This is a genomic window from Candidatus Paceibacterota bacterium, assembly GCA_036517255.1.
Taxonomy (GTDB): domain Bacteria; phylum Patescibacteriota; class Minisyncoccia; order Phycocordibacterales; family WO2-35-19; genus DATDXE01.
The window spans coordinates 14,613-36,803 of record DATDXE010000014.1; the positions used below are offsets into that span (position 1 = coordinate 14,613).

General features: G+C 40.3%; 23 protein-coding genes. 12 read left to right on the plus strand and 11 right to left on the minus strand.

Going from position 1 to position 22,191, the window contains the following annotated elements; translation table 11 throughout:
* Positions 1 to 30 precede the first annotated feature (30 nt).
* Positions 31 to 2,229 (plus strand): hypothetical protein, encoded by a 2,199-nt coding sequence (locus VJH67_02095; GenBank protein ID HEY4515958.1) that lies wholly within the window; start codon positions 31 to 33, stop codon positions 2,227 to 2,229.
* Between the two features lie 3 nt (positions 2,230 to 2,232).
* Positions 2,233 to 2,757 carry a hypothetical protein gene (locus VJH67_02100; protein HEY4515959.1) on the plus strand — a complete coding sequence of 175 codons (525 nt, stop codon included), beginning with the start codon at positions 2,233 to 2,235 and terminating at the stop codon, positions 2,755 to 2,757.
* Between the two features lie 388 nt (positions 2,758 to 3,145).
* Here the strand turns inward: VJH67_02100 and VJH67_02105 are convergent, their stop codons facing one another.
* Entirely contained in the window at positions 3,146 to 3,568 is a 423-nt protein-coding gene (locus VJH67_02105) for a PrgI family protein (GenBank protein ID HEY4515960.1), read from the minus strand.
* 36 nt (positions 3,569 to 3,604) lie between these two features.
* Between VJH67_02105 and VJH67_02110 the strand changes: the two genes are divergently transcribed.
* Genes VJH67_02110 through VJH67_02135 form a run of 6 tightly spaced genes read left to right on the plus strand, consistent with a single transcriptional unit; the run spans position 3,605 to position 9,637 of the window.
* Positions 3,605 to 4,240 carry a hypothetical protein gene (locus VJH67_02110; GenBank protein HEY4515961.1) on the plus strand — a complete coding sequence of 212 codons (636 nt, stop codon included), beginning with the start codon at positions 3,605 to 3,607 and terminating at the stop codon, positions 4,238 to 4,240.
* Positions 4,241 to 4,273: 33 nt separating this feature from the next.
* A complete protein-coding gene (locus VJH67_02115; GenBank protein HEY4515962.1) occupies positions 4,274 to 6,094 on the plus strand; it encodes a DUF87 domain-containing protein in 1,821 nt (606 codons plus the stop codon).
* 14 nt (positions 6,095 to 6,108) lie between these two features.
* The gene (locus VJH67_02120; GenBank protein HEY4515963.1) at positions 6,109 to 6,570 is read left to right on the plus strand and encodes a hypothetical protein; all 462 of its coding nucleotides are present in this window, start codon (positions 6,109 to 6,111) and stop codon (positions 6,568 to 6,570) included.
* A gap of 12 nt (positions 6,571 to 6,582) precedes the next feature.
* Positions 6,583 to 7,596 (plus strand): hypothetical protein, encoded by a 1,014-nt coding sequence (locus VJH67_02125; protein HEY4515964.1) that lies wholly within the window; start codon positions 6,583 to 6,585, stop codon positions 7,594 to 7,596.
* An 8-nt stretch (positions 7,597 to 7,604) separates the two neighbouring features.
* On the plus strand, positions 7,605 to 8,399 hold the full coding sequence (locus tag VJH67_02130; GenBank protein ID HEY4515965.1) for a pilin: 795 nt from the start codon (positions 7,605 to 7,607) through the stop codon (positions 8,397 to 8,399).
* Complete coding sequence (locus tag VJH67_02135) at positions 8,399 to 9,637, plus strand: hypothetical protein (GenBank protein ID HEY4515966.1); 1,239 nt, start codon at positions 8,399 to 8,401, stop codon at positions 9,635 to 9,637. The genes VJH67_02130 and VJH67_02135 overlap by 1 nt, the downstream gene beginning before the upstream one ends.
* Here the strand turns inward: VJH67_02135 and VJH67_02140 are convergent.
* Genes VJH67_02140 through rpmH form a run of 3 tightly spaced genes read right to left on the minus strand, consistent with a single transcriptional unit; the run spans position 9,617 to position 10,807 of the window.
* Complete coding sequence (locus tag VJH67_02140) at positions 9,617 to 10,348, minus strand: YidC/Oxa1 family membrane protein insertase (GenBank protein ID HEY4515967.1); 732 nt, start codon at positions 10,346 to 10,348, stop codon at positions 9,617 to 9,619. The genes VJH67_02135 and VJH67_02140 overlap by 21 nt on opposite strands.
* A complete protein-coding gene (locus VJH67_02145) occupies positions 10,332 to 10,661 on the minus strand; it encodes a ribonuclease P protein component (protein ID HEY4515968.1) in 330 nt (109 codons plus the stop codon). The genes VJH67_02140 and VJH67_02145 overlap by 17 nt, the downstream gene beginning before the upstream one ends.
* An 11-nt stretch (positions 10,662 to 10,672) precedes the next feature.
* Positions 10,673 to 10,807 (minus strand): 50S ribosomal protein L34, encoded by a 135-nt coding sequence (rpmH, locus tag VJH67_02150; GenBank protein HEY4515969.1) that lies wholly within the window; start codon positions 10,805 to 10,807, stop codon positions 10,673 to 10,675.
* A 78-nt stretch (positions 10,808 to 10,885) separates the two neighbouring features.
* Here rpmH and dnaA point away from each other — a divergent pair, with 78 nt between their 5' ends.
* The 3 genes from dnaA (at position 10,886) to VJH67_02165 (ending at position 13,931) form a co-directional block, all read left to right on the plus strand.
* Positions 10,886 to 12,289: a chromosomal replication initiator protein DnaA gene (gene dnaA / locus VJH67_02155; protein ID HEY4515970.1), complete on the plus strand. Its 1,404-nt coding sequence runs from the start codon at positions 10,886 to 10,888 to the stop codon at positions 12,287 to 12,289.
* Positions 12,290 to 12,506: 217 nt separating this feature from the next.
* Positions 12,507 to 13,613: a DNA polymerase III subunit beta gene (gene dnaN, locus VJH67_02160; protein HEY4515971.1), complete on the plus strand. Its 1,107-nt coding sequence runs from the start codon at positions 12,507 to 12,509 to the stop codon at positions 13,611 to 13,613.
* A 66-nt stretch (positions 13,614 to 13,679) separates the two neighbouring features.
* Positions 13,680 to 13,931, plus strand: coding sequence for a hypothetical protein (locus VJH67_02165; protein ID HEY4515972.1), 252 nt, complete (start codon positions 13,680 to 13,682; stop codon positions 13,929 to 13,931).
* A 126-nt stretch (positions 13,932 to 14,057) separates the two neighbouring features.
* On the opposite strand, the gene VJH67_02170 is transcribed toward VJH67_02165, so the two are convergent.
* Positions 14,058 to 14,369 carry a hypothetical protein gene (locus tag VJH67_02170; protein HEY4515973.1) on the minus strand — a complete coding sequence of 104 codons (312 nt, stop codon included), beginning with the start codon at positions 14,367 to 14,369 and terminating at the stop codon, positions 14,058 to 14,060.
* A gap of 109 nt (positions 14,370 to 14,478) precedes the next feature.
* Positions 14,479 to 16,608, minus strand: coding sequence for a transglycosylase domain-containing protein (locus tag VJH67_02175; GenBank protein HEY4515974.1), 2,130 nt, complete (start codon positions 16,606 to 16,608; stop codon positions 14,479 to 14,481).
* A 48-nt stretch (positions 16,609 to 16,656) separates the two neighbouring features.
* On the opposite strand from VJH67_02175, the gene tyrS reads away from it, so the two are divergent.
* A complete protein-coding gene (gene tyrS, locus VJH67_02180) occupies positions 16,657 to 17,853 on the plus strand; it encodes a tyrosine--tRNA ligase (GenBank protein HEY4515975.1) in 1,197 nt (398 codons plus the stop codon).
* Here tyrS and VJH67_02185 read toward each other — a convergent pair.
* The 5 genes from VJH67_02185 to VJH67_02205 all read right to left on the minus strand — a co-directional run bounded on the left by VJH67_02185 (position 17,831) and on the right by VJH67_02205 (position 22,119).
* Positions 17,831 to 17,959 (minus strand): hypothetical protein, encoded by a 129-nt coding sequence (locus VJH67_02185; GenBank protein ID HEY4515976.1) that lies wholly within the window; start codon positions 17,957 to 17,959, stop codon positions 17,831 to 17,833. The genes tyrS and VJH67_02185 overlap by 23 nt on opposite strands.
* A gap of 50 nt (positions 17,960 to 18,009) precedes the next feature.
* Positions 18,010 to 18,525 (minus strand): crossover junction endodeoxyribonuclease RuvC, encoded by a 516-nt coding sequence (gene ruvC / locus VJH67_02190; protein ID HEY4515977.1) that lies wholly within the window; start codon positions 18,523 to 18,525, stop codon positions 18,010 to 18,012.
* Positions 18,515 to 19,048, minus strand: a complete 534-nt coding sequence (locus VJH67_02195) for a YebC/PmpR family DNA-binding transcriptional regulator (GenBank protein ID HEY4515978.1) — start codon at positions 19,046 to 19,048, stop codon at positions 18,515 to 18,517. The genes ruvC and VJH67_02195 overlap by 11 nt, the downstream gene beginning before the upstream one ends.
* A gap of 4 nt (positions 19,049 to 19,052) precedes the next feature.
* Positions 19,053 to 20,069, minus strand: a complete 1,017-nt coding sequence (ruvB, locus tag VJH67_02200; protein ID HEY4515979.1) for a Holliday junction branch migration DNA helicase RuvB — start codon at positions 20,067 to 20,069, stop codon at positions 19,053 to 19,055.
* 370 nt (positions 20,070 to 20,439) lie between these two features.
* On the minus strand, positions 20,440 to 22,119 hold the full coding sequence (locus tag VJH67_02205) for a GspE/PulE family protein (protein HEY4515980.1): 1,680 nt from the start codon (positions 22,117 to 22,119) through the stop codon (positions 20,440 to 20,442).
* Positions 22,120 to 22,191 lie beyond the last annotated feature (72 nt).

A 22,191-nucleotide genomic window follows, 5' to 3' on the forward strand; every position in this document is an offset into this window, starting at 1 on the left:
ACACTAACACTAGGAGTATCTTTTTCTCCAATGTTTTCGAATAATGTTACTGCACAACTTACTGAAGAACAGCAGGCAATTCTGGAAAGGGCTGGAAGATCAGAAAGAGGGCAGCTAACTCAGGAAGAGTCAGCAGATCTAGAAAGTTTGTCGGCCAGAGGTAATTCTAGCTGCGATCTATTACTTAATTTTAATGCCTGCGTAAAACAATTTTTAAGTGGATTAGCAGAGCTCCTGCTTACAATCGGAGCTTTGATACTTGCACTAGCTGGAAATATTTTTAATCTCGTCTTGAGCTTTACCATAGTAGAGTTTGCGGGCCAGATAAATAACGCAGAGGGACTAGGCGGAGCTATAAATAGCGCCTGGAGCACACTAAGAGACATCGGAAATATTATTTTCATTTTCGTACTCCTCTGGGCAGGCATACAAACTATCCTTGATATTGGTGGGGATTTGAAAAAAACAATAGTAAACATAATACTTATCGGCCTTATAGTAAACTTCAGCCTTTTCATTACCAAAGTAGTAATAGATACCTCCAATATTGCGGCAGTCGGATTTTATAATTCGATCATGAATAGCGGAGAGGCTGGAAGAACAGTACCGACAATAACATTGGCCGGAATAGATTTTGAAACAAGAGATTTTGCTGGAGTTTTTCTTCGTTTTACCGGAGTTCAGAGTTTTTTTAAAGCAGATATTCTAACTGGGGCAAATGATGACATATGGGGGAAAAAACCTTTCGTCACCGGCATACTGGGCATGATAACCATGATAGTCATGGCTATAGTTCTTTTTGTCGCAGCCATTATGTTCCTGGCAAGATTTATCATACTTCTATTCCTGATGATTTTGTCCCCTGTGGCTTTTATTGCTTTCATATTGCCAGCAATGAGAGGCAAGTTTAAAGAATGGTGGGACACACTAATAAGCCAGGCGTTTTTTGCACCATATTTTATGATCCTGATTTGGGTAGCATTCAAAGTAATGGCTGGAGCAAGTGGAGCAATAGGAACACGAGAACAGAGCTTTGCTGGTATAGCCAATTCACCTTTTAGTGCCATCGGCCTTGTGTTCAATTTTGCTTTAGTCATGGGCCTCACCATCATGGCCCTGGTCCTCTCCAAACAACTAGCCGGCAAAACCAAAGGCTTTGGAGCTGTTGCGGGATTTGTGGGTGGAGCCACTATCGGTGTCGCAGGCATGGCCGCAAGACAAACTGTGGGTAGGGGATCAAGAATGTTGTTAGACAGTAAATACAAAGACAGATTAGCAAAAACATCATACGGAAGAGGTGCGTTGTGGATTGCGAATAAAGGACAAAAATCAAGTTTCGATGTAAGAGGAATTTCTGACTCTAAACTAGGGAAGGCAACTGGAGCTAAAAACTTACTCGGTGGGATAGGAGATATGAGTGGTAAAGATGGCTACAAAAAAGCTGTGGAGGATAATGCAAAAGCAAAAGCTCAATATGCTAAAGATGTTTATGGTTCCACAGCACAAGAAGAAAAAGCTCATAAAGACGCAAAAGAAAAAACTAAAGAAACAAAAGAAACTTCGGCAGAATCATACAAGAATGCTAAAGGTAAAGAAAAGAGCGAGGCTCAAAATAGTGTGAACGAAGCAGAAAACAATAAGAAAAAAATAGAAATACTAGTAAAAGAAAAGAGAGAAGCTCATGAAAAATTAGGAGTTGTAGCTGGTAGCCCTGCCGAAATAGCGGCAAAGAAAGAACTGGACGAAGCAAATGTAAAACTTGCCGAAGCTGAAACAAAACGAGCGGAAGAAATGGAAAAGAAAACTAAAATAGACGAAGGTAATTATTCTGACGCGACAAAGGAACTCGGAAAAGTAGCAGAAGAAGCTGAAAAAGCATGGAAAAATCTCAAGTCAGCAGGGGAAGCAAGAATGCGAGAATTTGCCGATAGAGTAGAAAAGAAAAACAAAATAATGGGTAGAGCCGCTATGGGAGGAATAATAGGAGGAGTAGCGGCCGGACCACTTGGAGCTGCAATAGGAGCTGCCCTTGGAGGAGTGGTGGGAGCTGCAATCAAACAAGGGGTACGAGGCAACATAGAGGCGGCAAGAGCAATTAGAAAGGCGGCGGGAGGTAAAACAGAAGAAGAAGAGGCGGCAGAGATTTTGAAAAAATTGGATAAGAAAAAGAAAGAGGCAGAAGGAAAAAGTGATGAAGATAAAGGTGAGGCAAAACCTAAAGAAAGTTAAAGCATGAACAGCGAAACAGAAAAAATAATAGAGGAGCGCTTTACTCAACTACCTAATACTTTGAGTGATTTTGTGGCAAATAAGGATTGGCGATCTACGGTAAATAGGATTGGGGAACAGAGTGGAATATCAGAAGAAAAATTACTGAAGTTACGAAATGAGGTATTTATGGTATTACTCTGTTTCGAAAATTGGCAAGATTTAAAAAAAAATATAGTCGACAACCTTTTAATTGAAGATAGCACCGCACGCAAAATTACTGATTCCATAAATGGTTCAATTTTAGGTTCAGTCATGAAAGAAATTAAATCAGTTTGGGCTGAAATTCAAAAAGAACCTACGGAAGTAAAATCCTACGACTCGTTTGAACAGACTATATTGAGACAAGCGCAGGCGATGAGGCCGATAGGGGAGAGAATCATGAATCAAGAGGCTAGTATCAAGAATGGGACAGAAGAACAACAAAGAAGAGAGTTGCCAAAGCAATATGTTGGGAACAACGACCCGTATAGGGAATCGATCGAGTAATTATGCTATAATTATAGATGTAGAAGATGATTTTAAACAAGGAACAAATCGATACTACATCAAAGTATTTTTCTGATATTTCTAAAGTTCTTTTTGCTTCTATTGTCATCGGGTACTTCATCCATTCAGAATCTGTTAGTGTAACCTTACCAGCTTTTGTTTTCGGATCTATTATTAGTGTGGCGTCATTCCTCTTCAGTATAAAAATGTTAAGCCATAACAAATAATCATGAACTTACTTACCATATACATAGTGATAGGAATTATTTTGACAATTATTTTTATAATCGCCATGAAGGCTAAAAAATAGTATGGAACTAAACTATATAATTGCCTCTGCTGTAGTCATAATTATGTTGCTTGTAGGTTTCTTTTATAAAGGAGGGCACTAGGCTCCAGAGGTTTTATCGTTTTCTTCGGCTTTGCGAACATCGAGGCTCCAGGTCAGGTCTTTCAATTTACTATTTGAAAGATGAGGAACTAGAAGCTCTACAGGAGTAGAAGGAGCTATTTTGTTTTCATTTTCTTTTTTAGGTATTTTCTTCCAAATATAAAGCTTTTCACCAAAAAAATATCGAATCATAGCTTCAAGTTGTAAAACGAAAGGTTGATTGTTGGGCTTATAAAAGGCCAGGGCAATAGAGAGAGCAATAAAAGGAGCGGCTAAGACAAAAGCCAGGAATTTCGGAAGTAAGGTAATGAAGACAACTAGGACACCCACCCCTCCAGCAAGATAAACAAATTGCTTGATGGTAAGAGGGCCAAAAATTTTATCTTCAACATCGATAAATTGGGGCACTTGGAATCGCATATAACAATTATACTAACATGTGATAAAATTTAATACATGCCAGCTGTCAAAAGCAATGCGACTCAAAACTTCGTACCTATAGAGGACATCCGGGAAGGGGTCATCACGCTAAACAATGGGGGAATGGTGGCCATTGTCATGGCTTCTTCTCTAAATTTTTCCCTTAAATCAAATGATGAAAGGCAGGCCATATTGCTCCAGTTTCAAGATTTCTTAAATTCCCTCGATTTTTCAGTCCAAATTTTTATCGAGTCGCGCAGACTCGACATCAGACCTTACATCGCTCTCCTTGAGGAAAGGTATAAGGCCCAAACAAACGACCTGATGAAAATACAAACGGAGCAATACATAAATTTTATAAAGAATTTTACCGAATCGACCAGTATTATGACTAAAAACTTTTTTATCGTCGTACCTTATGGCGCAGCTATAGTGAACACTTCCCAAAGTATATTCAGTTTCTTTGGAAGCAGTGGTAAAAATGAAAAGGAAAAATCAGAGAGTGCTTTCAAAGAAAATAAAATCCAGCTAGAACAAAGGATATCGGTAGTGGAACAGGGACTGGTACGCTGTGGCATAAGAGTAGCCAGACTCGGAAACGAAGAAGTGGTCGAATTATTTTATAAAATATTCAATCCAGGCGAAACGGAAAAGCCTATCAAAACTGGCTAGCCAGTTTTGATCAGAATAAAGAATTACGAATCAATGTTTGATTTTTTAAAGAAAAAACAAGGGGAGAGAGAAGAAGTATCGACATCGATACTGCCGTCGGGAGTATACGAGGCTTCTTCATTGGAGCTGAGAGACGTAATAGCCCCGAGTGCTCTCAAAGTTACTCCTAAAGAACTATCTTTGGGAGAAAAAATAGTGAGAAGTTTCTTTGTCATTTCCTACCCACGATTTCTGGGGGAGGACTGGTTTTCACCAATCATAAACCTTGATCGAGTATTCGATATTTCTATATTCGTCCACCCGCTCGAAACATCAAAAATACTTCGCTCATTTCAAAAAAAGGTAGCTGAAGTACAAAGCCAGATACGAAGCAGGGAAGAAAAAGGCCTAGTGCGTGACCCAATGCTCGACACTGCCTATCAGGACCTAGAGAGCCTGCGCGATCAGCTACAGCAAGCCCAGGAAAAGATGTTTGACGTGGGAGTATACATATCGATATACGCCGATTCGTCGGACGAGTTGGATAAAATAGAGTCAGAAATGAAATCGATACTCGAATCAAAGTTGGTATATGTAAAACCAGCTCTTTTCCAACAGGAACAAGGTTTCCGAAGTGTATTACCTATAGGGAGCGATGAACTTTTAGTACACTCAAAATTAAACTCCACTCCACTTTCATCACTCTTTCCTTTTATTTCCTTCGATCTCACCTCGGATAAGGGCATACTATACGGAATCAATCGCCACAACTCATCCCTAGTGCTCTTCGATCGCTTCTCTCTGGAAAATTATAATTCGGTCATATTCGCAAAATCAGGTTCCGGTAAGTCATATATGACTAAACTGGAAATTTTGAGAACTCTCATGTTCGACGCTGATGTCATAGTGCTCGACCCGGAAAGAGAATACGAATATATGGCCGAAGCTGTAGGAGGCAGGTATTTCAACATATCTTTAAACTCCGACCACCACATAAACCCATTTGAATTACCGATACCAGCTGAAGATGAGTCAAGTGCTTCCGTACTTCGATCGAACATCATAAACCTGGTAGGTCTTTTCAGAATCATGCTAGGAGGCCTCACGGCCGAGGAAGATGCTTTGATCGATAGAGCCATCACCGAAACATATGCACTGAAAGATATCACTCCCGATTCTGATTTCAGATCGGTGGAGCCACCACTCCTTTCTGACTTTGAGCTAGTGCTCGGCGGTATGGAAGGAGGTGAGTCGCTTGCCCAGAGAATTTCAAAATATACAAAAGGTACCTGGTCAAACTTCATCAATAAACCATCGAATGTCGATATAAACAAAAAATTTATCGTTTTCTCTCTGCGTGACATGGAAGACGAGCTGAAACCGGTAGCTATGTACATCGTCACTCACTACATATGGAACGCCGTGCGCAGAGATATAAAGAAGAGACTCTTGGTAATCGACGAAGCTTGGTGGATGATGAAAAGTGACGATACGGCTTCTTTCCTACTCAGTATGGCAAAAAGAGGTAGGAAATATTACCTGGGGCTTGCCACTATCACTCAAGACGTGGACGACTTTCTCAAGTCGCCTTACGGTATGCCCATTGTAACCAACTCATCTATACAGGTGCTCCTGAAGCAGTCAGCCACCTCAATGGATCGCCTGCAAGAAGTATTTAACCTCACTGATGAAGAAAAATACTTGCTTCTGGAGTCAGGAGTAGGGGAAGGCATATTCTTTGCCGGCTTGAAGCATGTAGCTATAAAAATAATCGCCTCGTACACGGAAGATCAAATAATAACCTCTGATCCTTCTCAAATACTTGCCATCAAGAAGGCGAAAAAGGAATTGGAAGAAGCGGGGACAACAAAGTAAACTGACTAAAATAAATGGTTGAAGTCACAAATATAGAAGAACATAGAAATAGATACCCGAAATATTCGCAAGTGCGTCAAAATACCGAGGAGCAAGAAGAACCAGAAAAAAAACAAAGGATTAAACTATGGATGGGAGCGTGCCTTATAGCGGCAGCTGGATCTATCGACCTGATACAAGCGTTACTTACTCTTGTTGCTATCGGAATAGTAATTTCTCCAATCATATCCGTGGGAGCAACATTCTTATTTTGGCTATGGCTGACTATTTTAGGAGTACCTTTTGGCACAAGCCCGAAAAGGCTAGCTATAATGGCTACACAAGCTGTGGCTGAACTTTTTCCTGCTATTGACGCACTTCCAATACTAACAACAGGAACAATATTGTTAGTCTTAATCACCAGATCAGAAGACAGGGGTGGTATAATTGGAAAAGTCGCCAGTAAAGCGCAGGGCACTTTGAAGAAAGCGGCCTAGTTTGTATATTTTATGAATATAAAAAAAATAATAACTTACTTTCTACTTTCTACTTTCTACTTTTTCCTGCCTGACCCAACCTACGCTCAGATAAATTTGGGTGGTTTAAATATGAGTCCAGGGATATCACTCCCTGATGAATTAAGTGTAGAAATAGCACCTGAATTTCCAAAACCAAATGGCAACGTTTTCATACGTTTAAGAATGTATACAGAAAATTTGAATACAGCGAATATAAAATGGTCGATAGGAGGAGTAAAAAAAGCTGAAGGCATTGGCTTGACCAGTTTTAATGCAAGAATGGGAAATAAAGGTTCGGAAAATAAAATAAAGATAGATATAATTTTAGAAAGTGGTGTTAGTTTTTCAAAGACAGTCACACTCCGGCCAGCAGAAATCGACCTTCTCTGGCAATCGAACTCGTACACGCCACCATTTTACAGAGGCAAAGCTCTCTTTCCACCACAAGGAGAAGTGGTGATCACAGCCATGCCTAATTTCTACTCTGGCAGCACTAAAATAGACGCTAGTACTTTGATATACAAATGGACAGTGAATGACACTGTGCTCGAAGGACAGTCAGGGTATGGCAAAAATACAGTAAGAGTTTCGGGGCCTCTTCTAGGAAGCGGTATCGAAGCGGAAGTTTTAGTAACCGACAATAAGCGCGGCATTAATTCGGAAGAAAGAATAATACTCAACCCCACCACGCCATCAATAATTTTTTACAAAAACAATCCTTTGTACGGCATAATTTTTGAAAAGGCAGTGAATGGCGGTGTCGCGATAGAAGGAGAGGAGATAAATGTTTTGGCCAGCCCATACCACATGAACATACAGGACCAAGTTTCTTTAGAGTGGCAGATGAATGGTAGATCGGCCTCTGAAGTTACCGGCTTATCAGCCACTTTTAGAAAACCTGCTGAAGGTAGTGGGGAAACCTTTCTATCCCTCAAGGCTGAAAATTTAAACAAAATGCTACAGTTTGCTGAAAATGGTTTTAATATAAAATATGAAGATAATTAATTATACAAATGATTAAACTTGCTCAACAACGACAACAACTGGAGTACAAAGTGCTTGCTCCGTTACCTGGTACAACCATTGGTAATAGAGGGGAGAAAGCTGACTTACAAAGTTATATTCCTGGTATTTTTAATTTGATTATAGGTCTGGCGGCAGTCATCGCCGTAACTAAAATAATTTTTGGCGGTTTCCAATACATAACCACTGACGCCATTGCTGGTAAGTCGGAAGGAAAGAAACAAATCCAAAGTGCGGTGTATGGGCTTATCATGATAATCGCTTCTTGGCTTATTCTCTACACCATAAACCCCCGCCTCCTAACATTTGATTTGAATGTGGGAACGGTCAATGTACCAGAAGCCGCAGTTACAAGTGGCACACTTGCTGCGACAGTCAGTTGTAACGACTGCATACACGTTACCGATGGAAGCATCGAGTTCAGAAATACGGGAACAAACTTAAGTGCCGGTATTATACCTCAAACAACTTCATTAGATTTTGGTATGGATAATAACGGTATTAATTGGTGGATAAGCGAAGGTAATCCACCCACGGGAACCCACAGAGATCCATGTCATAATAATGGCACTTGTTTTGACGCAAAAATAGATAACATGTTGACTCTTAACAAAGATAGAGCCGATGAGATTAATATCTTTATACGTGAAGCAAAACAAAGTCAGTTTTCTGTTGTTTCTTTCGAAGTGACTAGCCAAGAACATGTGGCAGAATGGGCAAAATTGGGGGTAACTGCAATTTATAACGAAAATGCTACCGGTCCACACTTTCATGTAGAAAAATAATGTCCACTAAAAAGAAAATTTTAATATTGGGAATAGTCGTGATGGTGGGACTAGCGGCGTTTTTGGTTTTGTCATCCGAAAAAAGTAGCACTCCGATGGAAGAAAGAGGGTTTAGTTTAAGAAATTTCTTCCCCTTTGGTAATCCAGAGACTGATTTCGTAGAAACACAGAATACAAACGAGGAAGAAGTGGGACCAGAAACAAATTTTACCAATGATGGAGAAACAAAATTGCCTAAACTTAGAAAAATTTCAAACGAGCCTGTAGCTGGAGCAGTATTATTGAATTCCGGTTCAACTACAATCGTAAGATTTGTTTACAAAAGTACTGGAAACGTATACGAGGCTCGTTCTGACTCTTCTACAATAAGTCGTATTACAAATACTACCATACCTAAAATAAACAGGGCCATTTGGCTACCTGATGGAAGCGGCTTTCTGACCCAAAAAGCAGGAGAGAGCGGATTTGTCGAAACTTCTTATATTAGACTTAGATCGAGCACAGCTACTTCAAGTGAAATCACGACTCGCTATGAAACAGTGACCTCAAATTTACCTTCAGACATAGAAGAAATAGCTCCCAGTCCTGATAGTAAAAAAATATTTTATTACACCGCCGAGGCCGGAATGAAAGGTTTCTTAGCTAATCCTGATGGCACCAACCCATCTCTGGTTTATAGTGGCACTGTAGCAGAATGGACAATAGAGTGGTTTGGAACAAATTCGATACTACTTACAACTAAAGCTAGTTTCGGTTCTGAATCATTCGGCTATTTACTTAATCCAACAAACAAATCTACAAGCAAGATATTCGGGGGAATCATGGGAGGGAGCGCCCTCACAAGAGGAGATGGTAAATATATTTTGACCTCTTCTGGAGGAAGCTCTCCCTTCTTACTATCCATCAATACAGCTTCTTCAGAGACAGCAGCAGATCTTTTGGTAAAAACTTTTAGTGAAAAGTGTGCTTGGAAAGGAAATACATTGTTTTTGATTTGTGGTATACCCAAAGTAATACCTTCCGGTAATTACCCTGATGCTTGGTACCAGGGGATACTCAGCACAAACGATTTCGTCGACATGATAGATATAGAAAGAAAAACTGTAACTCCTATATCCGACCCAGAAAAAGAAACGGATGAAAAAATAAATGTAGATAAAATGATGATTTCTAAAGACGGGCGATACGCCTCTTTCCTAAACAAAGAGGATCAATCGTTATGGCTTTTGGAAATTTAACCTTTTCTTTATCCAAAGATCTTGGGCAATACCAAGAAGATTGGACACGGCCCAATAGAGAGCAACTACACCAGAAATACGCCAAGAGACAAAAAATACTATGGCTGGAAGGAAATACCTCATCTGCATAGACATAACACGGGAAAGATCGTCTTTGAAATCAGGCTTCTTACCTGGAACAACAGGGGAAGGAGACGGGGTAGTAATTTTCATCTGGAAAAAGCTGGTGATCGCGGCAAGAAAAGCTAAAAAAATATTTTTACTTGCCACATCTATGAGGCCTAGAAAATTGGTAGAGACCACCTCTGGCGCCTGAACAAAAGAGTACAGCATTTCACTATTTACCGAAGGAAAACCGGCGTAAGTAAATATGTGATAGAGAGAATAAATAATGGGAATTTGGATAAGAATGGTGACAAAACTAGAAAATGGATTGATTTTATACTTTTTATAAAACTCCATCGTCTTCAGAGCCTGCGCCTCTCTATTGTCCTTATACTTTTCTCTTATTTCATCAAGCTCACTCTGGTGTTCCTTCATTTGAAGCTGAGTAACAGAGGTTTTCTTCGCGAGAGGGTAGAGAATGACCTTGACGAGAAGAGTAAGAACTATGACAGAAAGACCTATGTCAGCCACAGGCAAGACATCAAGAATAAAGACTAAGGCATTATAGAGGGGAGTATAAATTATTATTTTAAAGAAGGATATCATGTGATTTTAATAGGAGGGTTTTTACTTCTTGCTCTACTTCTTTATACTCTATAGGAACGTTATAAAATGATAGTTTAAAAAGAAAACCAGGTTTTATTTTTAACATAAATTCGCTTAAAGCCCTATAACCCCAACGCCTTATCCTATTCCTATCGACAGCCCTTTTGGCTGTCTTTTTAGAAATAGAGACTGCGAACCTTGTATGTCCTTTACCTTCGAAAACATAGAGGGAAGATAGTTGTCCTTTATAGACCTTGCCGGGTCGACTGGAAGGCCAAAGGTTGCGAGGGATTCTCCTTGTCTTCGGTAACATTGTGGTTAAAACTAAACCGAAAGCTTCTTCCTCCCTTTGCGGCGGCGAGCCAGGACCACTTTCTTTCCGCCAACCGTCCTTTTTCGTACTAGAAATCCATGGGCTTTTGCTCTTTTCCTTTTTTTTGGTTGATAGGTGATTGACATGATCTTTAATTTGATTCTTTCATTACCGTACTAATGCTTATACACACATTATAAACAGCATTTAAGATTTTAACAAGTTTGAAAAAAGTTAGACTTATATATAATTGGTTTCAAGAAGAAATCTTCAAACACGTTATGATGGACACAAAACAACTTTGGGATAAAACTTTAGAAGAATTGGAAGCGTCTATCTCAAAGGCTAACTTCACTACCTGGTTCCGGGATACATATATATTGAGGTTCGAGGAAAGTGTAGTTTTTCTGTCAGTCCCAAACACCTTCGTTCAAGAATGGCTTCTCAAAAAGTTTCATCAAACCATATTGCGAACCCTACGAGCTCTTTCCCCAGGAGTACATTCAGTGGAATACATGGTTTCCAAAGACGAAAGGAAGAAAAATACCATACCAGCTAAACCCATCGTCTCTCCCACTAGAGCTATGCCTCTCAACGATTTCTATATCAACAAGGAGGACAACCTAAATCCGCGTTACACCTTCGAATCATTTGTTGTGGGGCCATTTAATGAACTGGCAAACGCGGCAGCCCAAGCAGTAATCAAAAATTTAGGTATCGCCTACAACCCACTCTTCATTTACGGATCAACTGGCCACGGCAAAACTCACTTGATACAAGCGGTAGGAAACTACGTGAAAAACAATTACCCCTCAAAGAAAGTTTTCTACACCACTTCGGAAAAATTTTCAGTAGATTACATAAATTCTGTCCAAGCAAACAAAGTAAACCTTTTTAAAGAAAAATACAGGAAATACGATGTCATCATCATGGACGATATCCAGTTCTTCTCCAACAAAGAGAAGACTCAAGAGGAACTGTTCCACCTTTTTAATACCTTTCACGATAACAACAAACAAATAATATTCTCTTCAGACAAGCATCCAAACATGATCCCAGATATAGAAGCTCGCCTCAAATCCAGATTTGGCGGAGGCATGATCGTCGATATACCAGAACCTGACCACGAATCGCGTATGGCTATAATCAAATCGAAGTTTTCCTCGACTGGCTTCATGCCTTCCCAAGAAACCCTGGATTTCCTGACTAAAGAGGTGTTGGGCAACATACGAGACATAGAAGGAATAATAAACTCCATAGTGGTCCAGACTGAGCTAAAGAAAAGGGAACTTAATTTTAACGAAATAAGAGATCTGATAAAGAACAACACTAAACCAAAAAAGACCCTCTCATATAAGGAGGTAATAAAAATAATTTCCGACTTCTATAAAATAAACGAGGAAAGTATATATGAGAAAACTAGAAAAAAAGAGATCATCAAGCCACGGCAGATAATAATGTACATACTACGAGAAGATTTCAGCATCTCCTACCCATCTATAGGGGAAAAGCTCGGTGGCCGTGATCACACCACTGTAATCCACTCCTGCGAAAAAATAAAAAACGATATCAAGTCGAATGATTTATTGGTAAAAGAAATTCAACAGATAAGATCGATGATAACCTGAAGATAAAATGTGTATAAGGTGTTTAAAAAAATTAATATAATTGGATTATAGAAAAATAAAAATGTTAGATTCACAGTTTCCACAAAACAATACCCAACTCAAAAATAAGTTATATCCATTAAAAACGTTTGGATTAAACATTTTTAGTGGATATCCACATATACACACCCATAATAAGGCTTAATAAATTTTTATTTGAATAATTAATTAAAAAGAGATGAAAATCGAAACTACAGTAAAACAAATTTTCGGAATAATCGATAAAGCCGTAAGAGCTACAGGGAAAAATCTCTCCCTACCAGTACTTTCTTGTGTGTATATGACTGTGGATAAAGAAAATGGAATGTTGAAAGTAAAATCAACTAATTTGGATATTGGGTTGGAACTCAGTTTGAAAGTAAAATGTGAAGAAAGTGGAGTAGTGGCAGTACCGGCCCAGGTTTTCCTTGGTTTCCTTTCTTCTATCAAAAACGATTCTACTCTCACTCTGGCTTTGAATAATGGAAATCTTTCTGTTTCGACCAAGAACAATTCAAGTGTTATCAAGTGTATTCCGAGTGAAGATTTCCCAGAGATTCCTAAGGTTTCTTCTGGTAAAGAAACAACGATAAAGCCAAAAGAATTTATAAATGGCATAAAATCGGTTTGGTACAGCGCCTCAAATTCCAGCATAAAACCAGAACTCTCAAGTGTATACATTGCTCCGGGGGAACAGGAACTACTTTTTGTTTCCACTGACTCGTTCCGTTTGGCGGAGAAAAAGGTGCACTATAAAAAACCTACCGACTTCCAATCTATACTCCTACCTTCTAAAAATATTCCAGATATTATAAAAATCATAGAGAGTTATGATGAAGAAATAAAAATATCTTTTGATAAAAATCAGGTCAGCTTTACTTTTACTGACGGTTTCCTGGTATCGCGAATTGTGGAAGGCTCGTTTCCTGATTACAAACAGATCATCCCTAAATCATCGGATACTTTTGTCACTGTACTCAAAAATGATTTTGTTTCGACCATACGCTCGGCCCAAGTGTTCTCTGACGCGTTTAACCAGGTCAGGTTCAAAGTAAATCCGAAAGACAGGAAGTTTACCATTGCCACCAAAAATAATGATGTGGGGGAATACACGGAGGATGTGCCGGCAAAAATAGAGGGGGAAGAGATGGAGATAAGTTTTAATCATAAATATATACTGGATTGTATGCAGTCGATTGATTCGGATAGCCTAGAGCTTAAGCTCTCTGGAGCCGGGAAGCCGATGATTATACAGGGGGCGGGGGATAAAAGTTTTAGCTATGTGGTGATGCCGATGAATAGATAGACCTCACCCGTCACTATCGTGTCGACCTCCCTTTGAGCAGGGGAGGTAAAGCGGGGAAGAAACAATATGTTAAACATTAAAAGTTTTTTTCAGAAGTTTGCAAAAATACAAGAAGAGAGTGCGGCCTCGAAGGAGGGGATTACAAATGCTATTAAAAAAGTTACTGGTATAAACCTCACTCCAAATAATTTTACTCTCGAAGAAGGCGTCCTTCGCCTTTCCGTAACTCCCATCATCCGAAACGAACTCTATATGCGCAAAGACAAAATCATCTCCGAACTCACTTCTGCTGGTTTTAAAGTAAAAGAGATTAGATAATCTTTTTAAAAACTACATAAGGCAAGACCCCGCGACTTTTGACGGTCGCGGGGCTGTTGGCGGGAACTTTTTTTGGAGGGGATTTGGCAGGGCTTGTGGCGGCAACGAATGTGCCGCCGGCGGGATTTACTCGACGTTCTTTTTGCGGCGCAGGACGATGAATCCCAAAAACATCACAGCTAGAACTGCAGAGATGATGCGAATCATCACGTAGTCATCGTCGATCGCGATGGCCGCCTTGATCGGTGTCTCGCCGTACATGGCACTCTCGATCCTTCCCATGATGTTTTTGATGGACGCCGCTACTCCCGGCATTATTGAGGCCGCGGCGACGGTCACGAAACCGGCCATCAGGGCGTATTCGATGAGATCCTGGCCATGCTGGCCTTTGCTCCGCAAGTAGCGGGGCGACGTTCCTGAACCATTCGGGTTTAGCATTGGGCTAACCCTCCTTTCCTCTGTCCTAAAGTATAGCAGAATACAAGCTATATGTCAATAGCAAATTGTGCAAAATTATAAAATAAGCCTAGAAATAGGAGTTTTATAGCTATTGGCCTTGGAAGTTTACAGTTGATTGGATGAAACTATTCTCCTGAAGCCACTTTTGAACGCCGTATTCCCAGTTGGCAAATTGAGAATCGTTTTGAGGGAATTCTGGCTTTGGACCTCGAGGGTCAGCTCTATTTACCCAGTATAGAATCGAATGTACTCCTTCACTCCCACCTTCGGCTTGCCACACTCCTCTTAATATTGGTTTTAGTAAAGTAGTATCTTCCGGAGTTGGTTCTTCAAAAGATTCGTTGGGATAGAAGTGAAGAGCTCGATCCATAAAAGCGCGCCAGAGGGGAGCGACGATAAAGCCGGCTACTTGTTTATCCATCGGAGAGTTGTCATTGTTGCCAGCCCAAGCACCGACAGCGATGGAGGGAGTGTAGCCGATGATCCAGGCATCACGATAGTCGTTGGTGGTACCGGTTTTGACAGCTACATCTTGAGAAGGAAAATGGAGGAAGGAAGAAGCACCAAAGGCGGGAGCCCTAGCTTCATTATCGGAAAGAATGTCGGAAATTTTGAGAGTAATCTCTTTTTCCAAAACTTGAGTCGGATGAGGCTCTAGTTTTTCCACAATGTTTCCTTGTTTATCAGTGATTTCCAATATCGGATTGACTTCATTCCTCATACCTTCATTGGCAAAGACGGAATAAGCTGAAGTAATTTCAAGTGGAGTAACTTCGCCACCTCCGAGAACGAGGGTGAGGCCATAGTCGCCTCTGTTTGAGAGGGATTGCATACCCATGTCGCGAGCTAGCCTTATAGAATCCTGCACTCCTGCTAGGTATAGAGCTTTCACTGCAGGGATGTTTACTGATTGAGCCAAAGCATTCCTTATAGTCATCGGACCAGTAAATTTGAGGTCGTAATTGTCGGGGGAATAACAAGTGTTTAGACTAGTAAGATTATCGGGGGCACAAGCGGTAGCAAACTGGGTTTTAACATTAAATAGAATTGTTTCCGGAGTGTAGCCTTTTTGAAAAGCGACAGAGTAGACGAAAGGCTTGAAGGTGGAGCCTGGTTGCCTTTTGGCCAAAGTAACATTGAAAGCCCCATCGATTTCAGGATCGAAATAATCGCGACTGCCGACCATGACTAAGATGCCTCCAGTTTTCGGGTCGATAGCGGTGAGAGCAGCATTCTCAGCTTTAAACTTGATAACATTTTCGAGAGCATAATCGTGAGCGATATCCTGAGCCATCACCTGCAGTTCATAATTTAGAGTAGTTTTGACTTTGAGGCCTCCTTTTTCCAGGACGTCGTTACCGTATTTGTTTTTCAAGTGACTCATGACATAGAAAACAAAATGAGGAGCTTTAATACTCGAATCCTCTTTTGGTTTAAACTCGATCACCTCAGCTTTTGATTTGTTGTATTCTTCCTCCGAAATTACTTCTGTTTCTAGCATTTCGGCCAGGACTAAATTCTTTCTTGCTTCTAGTTTGTCGCGATTTTTACCGTAAGGCGAATAAAAAGTAGGAGCTTTAGGAATAGCGGCAACATAAGCGGCTTCAGTCAGATTTAATTCCGAAGCGTTTTTACCAAAGAAGGTTTCGCTAGCTTCCTCGATGCCGTACATGGTGCCTCCGTACGGAATTTCATTTAAGTACATGGAAAGGATTTCATCTTTGGAAAGAACTTTCTCCAGTCGGATAGCAAGCACCCACTCCTTTAGTTTTCTTGATATCCATTTCTCATTTGTCAGAATAGAATTTTTAACCACCTGTTGAGTAATGGTGGAGCCACCTTGGCTGAAAGAGAGTGAAGTCAAATTGACGAGCATCGCTCTTATAAAAGAGGTCGGCTTCACTCCTTTGTGATTATAAAAATCCTGATCCTCTATTGCTATGGCGGCCTTTTTAGCATAATCGGAAATTTCCTCTATCGGTACAACCGTCCTTTTAGTGTTTTGTGATACATCGTAGAGAAGGACATTCCCGGTAGAGTCGTATATTTTGGTCGATTCAGCCACTCTGCGTTCCTGGATAGCTTGGAGAGAAGGTACTTTGAAGCTTGAAATCCAAAGGATGGCTACTGCTCCTATAAGCAAAGCGCAACCTAATAAAAAAATAGCGGCTGTTTTGAGCCCATGGCGGTGTTTAAAGTAAAAAATACGGAGATTCATGTAAATGCGATTATACCAAGAATTAGCCTTTTATGATAGAGTTTTTGTATGAATGAAAAGGAGAAAATAGAAGAATTACTTACTCGTGGGGTAGCGAAGATTTACCCTAGTAAAGAGGAATTGGAGAAAGTTTTGCAGAGTGGCAAGAAAATAAAACTTTACCAAGGCTTTGATCCAACCGGAGACAAACTTCATCTAGGTCACATGGTCGGTTTGCGTAAGCATAGGCAGTGGCAAGACTTGGGACATGAGGTGGTTTTTCTTATTGGTGATGGTACTGGAGAGGCGGGAGATCCTACTGGCAAAAAGAAAACAAGAGAGAAATTTTTTACCAGTTCAGAACTTCGAGAAAATGCCAAAGGTTATCTTGAGCAAGCTTCCAAAATAGTGCGTTTTGACGGGCCGAATCCAATTAAAATTTTGTATAACGGTGATTGGCTAAATAAATTAACAAAAACAGACATTCTAAATATAGCCGAGCATTTCTCAGTCCAACAGCTTATTGAGCGAGATATGTTTCAGGAACGTTTGAAAAACGGAGAGTCTATAAATGTTCGAGAGTTTCTTTACCCTTTACTCCAAGCTTACGATTCTGTAGAGATGGAGGTTGATTTGGAATTGGGGGGCACCGATCAGACTTTCAATATGCTTGCTGGTAGGAGTTTACTCAAAGCTATGAAAGGTAAAGATAAATTTGTCATGACAACCCCGCTTCTTTCTGATTCTAAGGGAATAAAAATCGGTAAAAGCGAGGGTAATGTGATCGGTTTAACAGATGAACCAGCTGATCTTTTTGGTAAAATTATGGCCTTGGGTGATGATGCCGTTATACCTATGTTTAATCTACTGACAGATATATCGACAGAAGAAATAAATGGTTTTAATACAGATAAAGACGCTATGAATTTGAAAAAACGCGTCGCTACTATTATCATCGGGCAGTTGCACGATGAAGAGAAAGCAAAAGAAGCACTAGCAAAATTTGAAAACACTTTTTCTAAAGGGGAGTTTCCAGAAGATGCGGTGGTAGTAGAGGCAGATAAGGAGGAGAAACTTATTGATGTACTGACAGAGAAAGGGCTTGTAACATCCAAGACTGAATACCGGAGGCTTGTGGAAGCTGGAGCTGTTTCTGACCAAACAAGTTTACCTGACACAAAAATCACTGATCCAAATGAAGCCGTAGGAAGAGAGAGAAAAATAAAAATAGGTAAGAAAACTTTTATTCTTCTTCGTCTTCGCTAGGGTCCTCTTCCTCCTCTTCATCATCATCTAGATCACCTAGATCGTCACCTTCTGCATCGTGTAAATTTAGATCAATTTCTCCTAAATCTTTTTCTTCGTCTGGCATGTTTAAATTTATTCTAACTTCTAATGTGTTTTTATTTTGCTTCAATCAAATTATTTTTCAAATACTTTTTCCTTAAAGTTGTGGATAAGCGCTTCGGAGGTGAGGGCGATGGCGATGGCATCGTACTCATCATCGTATTTCAGATGCTTAGTTATTTTTAATATTTTCTCCAGCATAAAAATAATTTGTTTTTTGTCGCTCCTGCCATATCCTGTAACCGCCATCTTTATTTCATTTGGATGATGCTCTGAAATTTGTAGACCTCTTGAAGCACTTTCAGCTATTATTAGTCCCCTTACTTCTGCCACTTTTAGAGCAGTCTTCACATTTTTACTAAAAATAAGAGTTTCGATGGCTAATACGTCAGGATCGTATTTAGTTATAACTTTTATTATTTTTTCTAAAACTAGAGCTAGACGTTCTGGATGGGGAAGCTTGCTATCTGTTTCAAAGCATTCTGAATGAATAAGTGTCGATTTTCTAGCGATGCTTTCTATGACTGCAATTCCTAGCCGGCCATAACCCGGATCGATACCGAGAATTTTACTTTTAACTTCACTCAGCATTGGTGTAAACTTCTTGAACTTCATCATTATCTTCCAGTTCTTCTATTAGAGTAGATAGTTTTTCTCCGTCTGCTTCATTTACGTTTACTTTTATATTTGGAGTCCATTCTCCACTGGCACTTTTGGTAAAAGCCCACGAGGCGGCGCCGGGTGTAGCTAGTTCGTAACCATTTTCAGATAAAATGTGTTTTATTTCTTGTGCTGCTTTATTTCTATTATCTGTCAGAGCTTCTATGATGATAGCGCATCCTCCTGGGCCGTATGCTTCGTATGTAATTTGTTCCATTTCACCACTATCGCTACTCAAACCTTTTTTTATAGCCCTATCGATATTGTCGCTCGGCACATTTTCAGCTTTTGCTTTTTCTATAGCCGTGCGCAGACCGGGAGAGTTTATATCACCCTTAGCCTTCTTTGATTCTACTGTAATAAACCTCACAAGTTTAGAAAAAACTTTAGCCTTATAAGCATCAGTAACCGCCTTCTTATTCTTTATCTTTGACCATTTATTATGCCCGGACATATTTTTAAAATAACTTATTTTTAGGAAAATCCAAGTCTAAGTGCTCATAACCTAGTTTGGTGAGGGTGCGGCCGCGGGGAGTGCGTTCGAGGAGGCCGAGACGCAGAAGGTAAGGTTCATTGAATTCTTCTATGGTAGCTTCTTCTTCAGCTAGAGCGGCGGCTAAGGTGCCGAGGCCGACAGGGCCTCCTCCGAACTTATCAGCCATTACTTGGAGGAGCTTTCTGTCGGAATCGTTTAATCCGAGATGGTCGATGCCTAGGAGTTTCAGGGCGTCATGTATAGCATCCTCATCTAACTCTTTTTTATAGACCTGAGCGAAGTCGCGACTTCTTTTCAAAAGATAGTTTGCTGTTCTTGGGGTGAAGCGGGCTCTCCCCGCTATTTTCTTGGCTCCTTCTTTACTCAAAGATACACCTAAAATTTTAGCTGACCTTTCAATTATTTTTGATAACTCTTCTTCGGTGTAAAACTCTAATCGGAAAACTCCTCCAGAAAAGCGACTGCGAAGTGGGGAAGAGAGCATAGCGATGCGAGTGGTGGCAGCAATCAAAGTGAAAGGAGGGAGCTCCAGCTGAATAGTGCGTGCCGATGGGCCCTTGCCGATAATAATATCAAGTGAGCCTGATTCCATAGCCGGGTAAAGTATTTCCTCTACGGTTTTATTCAGGCGATGTATTTCGTCGATGAAAAGAATATCTCCGGCAGAAAGATTGGTCAGGATAGAAGCTAAGTCTCCTACTTTTTCTATTGCTGGGCCGGAAGTAATTTTCATTTGCGATGAACTCTCTTTTGCAATGAGGTGAGCTAGAGTGGTTTTACCAAGTCCTGGAGGGCCATAGAATAAAATATGTTCTGGGGGATGCTTACGTTCTTTGGCAGCTTCCAAAAGAATGTGAACGTTTTTCTTTATTGTTTCTTGACCGATATATTCATCCCACTTCGAGGGGCGCAGTGTTTGATCGAGAAAATCACCGCTTGCTCCTTCCTCACGCTCTTCCTTTTTGGTGCTTTTAGCCATATGGAGACTTGATTATAACTCAAAAAAGCCTCATTTTATCTCGGCTTGACATAATTAAGCTAGTATGCTATACTTCTGTTCGAGTTGAAATAAAGCAAGCTGTAAGGTATAAAACTCTTGCTTTCCAGAATCTTTCACAATCAGCGGCATGAATCTCTAAGCAACGGAAGCCTTACGGCTTTTTGAGCGTTTCTGCGTGGACATTCTGGTACTCTATTTCGGTAGAGTGTGCTGGAATTATCCTTGGCGAACCACTTAACTTTTGATGACTATTGAAAGTGTTGCTTAGAGATTCATGCCGCTGATTTTCTTTTAGCACTTTTTCTCTATAAGTTTAATTCTTCACATAAACTGTGCCGAATCAATTATTTTATCCCCATAGGTCGATTACTCGCTCCAACTCTTCTAATGAAGTTACTCCTTTTATTACTTTTATGACGCCATCCTGCTTCATGGTAAGCATGCCTTGATTTTCGGCGGCTTGATTTATCTCTCGTTCGCTTGGATTTTCTCTAACTATCTTTTCTATATTCTCGTCGGTAATAATAGCTTCGAATATTCCAATTCTGCCTTTGTATCCTGACATATTACACTTTTCGCAACCGCCAGGTTCAAAAAATTTTTCATAATGTAAATTATCTGCAAAAACTCTATCCTTTACGCCAGAGAGTATTTTGTCGACGATTTCTTTTTCTTGCGGTTTTGGAATGTATTCTTTACGACAATCGGGGCAAAGCTTCCTTACTAGTCTCTGGGCCATGGCGATATTTATAGCTGAAGTAATAACTTTTGAGTTTACTCCGAGGTCTACAAGCCTGGGGAATGTGCCGGCGGCATTGTTAGTGTGTAGGGTAGAAAAAACTAAGTGGCCGGTCAAGGCAGCGTTTACTGCTATCTCTGCTGTTTCGCTGTCTCTAATTTCGCCGACCATTATGACATCTGGATCCTGACGCAAGGCGCTGCGCAAACCTTCGAGAAAAGTGTAACCTTCTTTTTCGTTTGTTTGAGTCTGCACTATTCCAGGAAGATGGTATTCAATCGGATTTTCGATGGTGATTATTTTTATATCAGGTGTGTGTATTTTTTTTAGGAATGCATAGAGAGTAGTGGTTTTACCGCTTCCGGTTGGGCCGGTGTTTAATATCATGCCATTTGGTTTGCGAAGCTCGTGCAATATATTTTCCAGTAATTTATCGGGGATACCAAGTTCTTCAAGAGGGACAGAGATAGCGTTTGGATTGAGGACCCTTAGTACCACTGATTCACTATAAGCGCCTGGGATGATAGAGGAACGTATTTCTATCTCCTCATCCCTTATCTTGATACTGAACCGGCCATCCTGAGCTTTTTCTTTGGTGTTCAACTTCATTTCCGAAGTTAGTTTGATACGAGAAATAAGTAATTTATAAGTGTCGCTGTCGAAGTTCAAAATATCTTTCAGCACTCCATCGAGCCTGTAACGCAAACGCACATAAGTGTCCTCTGGTTCTAGGTGAACATCGGAAGCGTTGAGAGCGATCGCTCCAGCTAAAATTATTTCTAGTATTTTCGATATACGGTAGCTTTTCTTCTGGGATAGAACTTCCTCGATCATTTTCTTCACATCTTCTATATGGCGAACATTTTCAGTGATGGAGAGTATTTCTTCGTTGGAAATATCAATCGCTCCTGATTTGGTTTCGAAAGAATAGGAAAGATCTTTGTAGCGCAACCAGACTTTTTCTAAACTATCTTTAGAGGACATAAAAAGATTTGGGATAAAACCGCGTCTCTTCATATCCTCGATCACTTCGATTGTCATCGGATTGTTGGGAGAGAATATGGCTAAAGCTACTCTTTTGTCCACGATGTTAAATGGAGCCACTTCCGCTTTGCGAGCTACATCTTCCCTCACTACACGCAGAGCGTCGATATTGATAGGGGAGACAGAGAGGTCGATATAGGGCAAGCTATATTTTTTAGAAAGTTCTCGCGACAAATCTTCTTTTTCTGCATCGCGTATTTCATCCAACTTCTGATTCTGCTTTTCTTCATTAAAAATAACAGTCATAAATTAATTGTAACACATGACCTCACCCTGCCCTCCCCTTGTTTAAGGGGAGGGAATGCGGGATCGGGTGTA

Coding starts and splice junctions, on each gene's coding strand:
- VJH67_02120 (HEY4515963.1), top strand. CDS start 6,109: ATGGTTGAAGTCACAAATATAGAAGAACATAGAAATAGATACCCGAAA.
- dnaN (HEY4515971.1), top strand. CDS start 12,507: ATGAAAATCGAAACTACAGTAAAACAAATTTTCGGAATAATCGATAAA.
- ruvB (HEY4515979.1), bottom strand. CDS start 20,069: ATGGCTAAAAGCACCAAAAAGGAAGAGCGTGAGGAAGGAGCAAGCGGT.
- VJH67_02170 (HEY4515973.1), bottom strand. CDS start 14,369: ATGCTAAACCCGAATGGTTCAGGAACGTCGCCCCGCTACTTGCGGAGC.
- VJH67_02145 (HEY4515968.1), bottom strand. CDS start 10,661: ATGTTACCGAAGACAAGGAGAATCCCTCGCAACCTTTGGCCTTCCAGT.
- VJH67_02205 (HEY4515980.1), bottom strand. CDS start 22,119: ATGACTGTTATTTTTAATGAAGAAAAGCAGAATCAGAAGTTGGATGAA.
- VJH67_02130 (HEY4515965.1), top strand. CDS start 7,605: ATGATTAAACTTGCTCAACAACGACAACAACTGGAGTACAAAGTGCTT.
- VJH67_02165 (HEY4515972.1), top strand. CDS start 13,680: ATGTTAAACATTAAAAGTTTTTTTCAGAAGTTTGCAAAAATACAAGAA.
- VJH67_02195 (HEY4515978.1), bottom strand. CDS start 19,048: ATGTCCGGGCATAATAAATGGTCAAAGATAAAGAATAAGAAGGCGGTT.
- VJH67_02110 (HEY4515961.1), top strand. CDS start 3,605: ATGCCAGCTGTCAAAAGCAATGCGACTCAAAACTTCGTACCTATAGAG.
- tyrS (HEY4515975.1), top strand. CDS start 16,657: ATGAATGAAAAGGAGAAAATAGAAGAATTACTTACTCGTGGGGTAGCG.
- VJH67_02125 (HEY4515964.1), top strand. CDS start 6,583: ATGAATATAAAAAAAATAATAACTTACTTTCTACTTTCTACTTTCTAC.
- VJH67_02140 (HEY4515967.1), bottom strand. CDS start 10,348: ATGATATCCTTCTTTAAAATAATAATTTATACTCCCCTCTATAATGCC.
- VJH67_02115 (HEY4515962.1), top strand. CDS start 4,274: ATGTTTGATTTTTTAAAGAAAAAACAAGGGGAGAGAGAAGAAGTATCG.
- VJH67_02135 (HEY4515966.1), top strand. CDS start 8,399: ATGTCCACTAAAAAGAAAATTTTAATATTGGGAATAGTCGTGATGGTG.
- rpmH (HEY4515969.1), bottom strand. CDS start 10,807: ATGTCAATCACCTATCAACCAAAAAAAAGGAAAAGAGCAAAAGCCCAT.
- ruvC (HEY4515977.1), bottom strand. CDS start 18,525: ATGCTGAGTGAAGTTAAAAGTAAAATTCTCGGTATCGATCCGGGTTAT.
- VJH67_02100 (HEY4515959.1), top strand. CDS start 2,233: ATGAACAGCGAAACAGAAAAAATAATAGAGGAGCGCTTTACTCAACTA.
- VJH67_02185 (HEY4515976.1), bottom strand. CDS start 17,959: ATGCCAGACGAAGAAAAAGATTTAGGAGAAATTGATCTAAATTTACAC.
- VJH67_02105 (HEY4515960.1), bottom strand. CDS start 3,568: ATGCGATTCCAAGTGCCCCAATTTATCGATGTTGAAGATAAAATTTTT.
- VJH67_02095 (HEY4515958.1), top strand. CDS start 31: ATGTTTTCGAATAATGTTACTGCACAACTTACTGAAGAACAGCAGGCA.
- VJH67_02175 (HEY4515974.1), bottom strand. CDS start 16,608: ATGAATCTCCGTATTTTTTACTTTAAACACCGCCATGGGCTCAAAACA.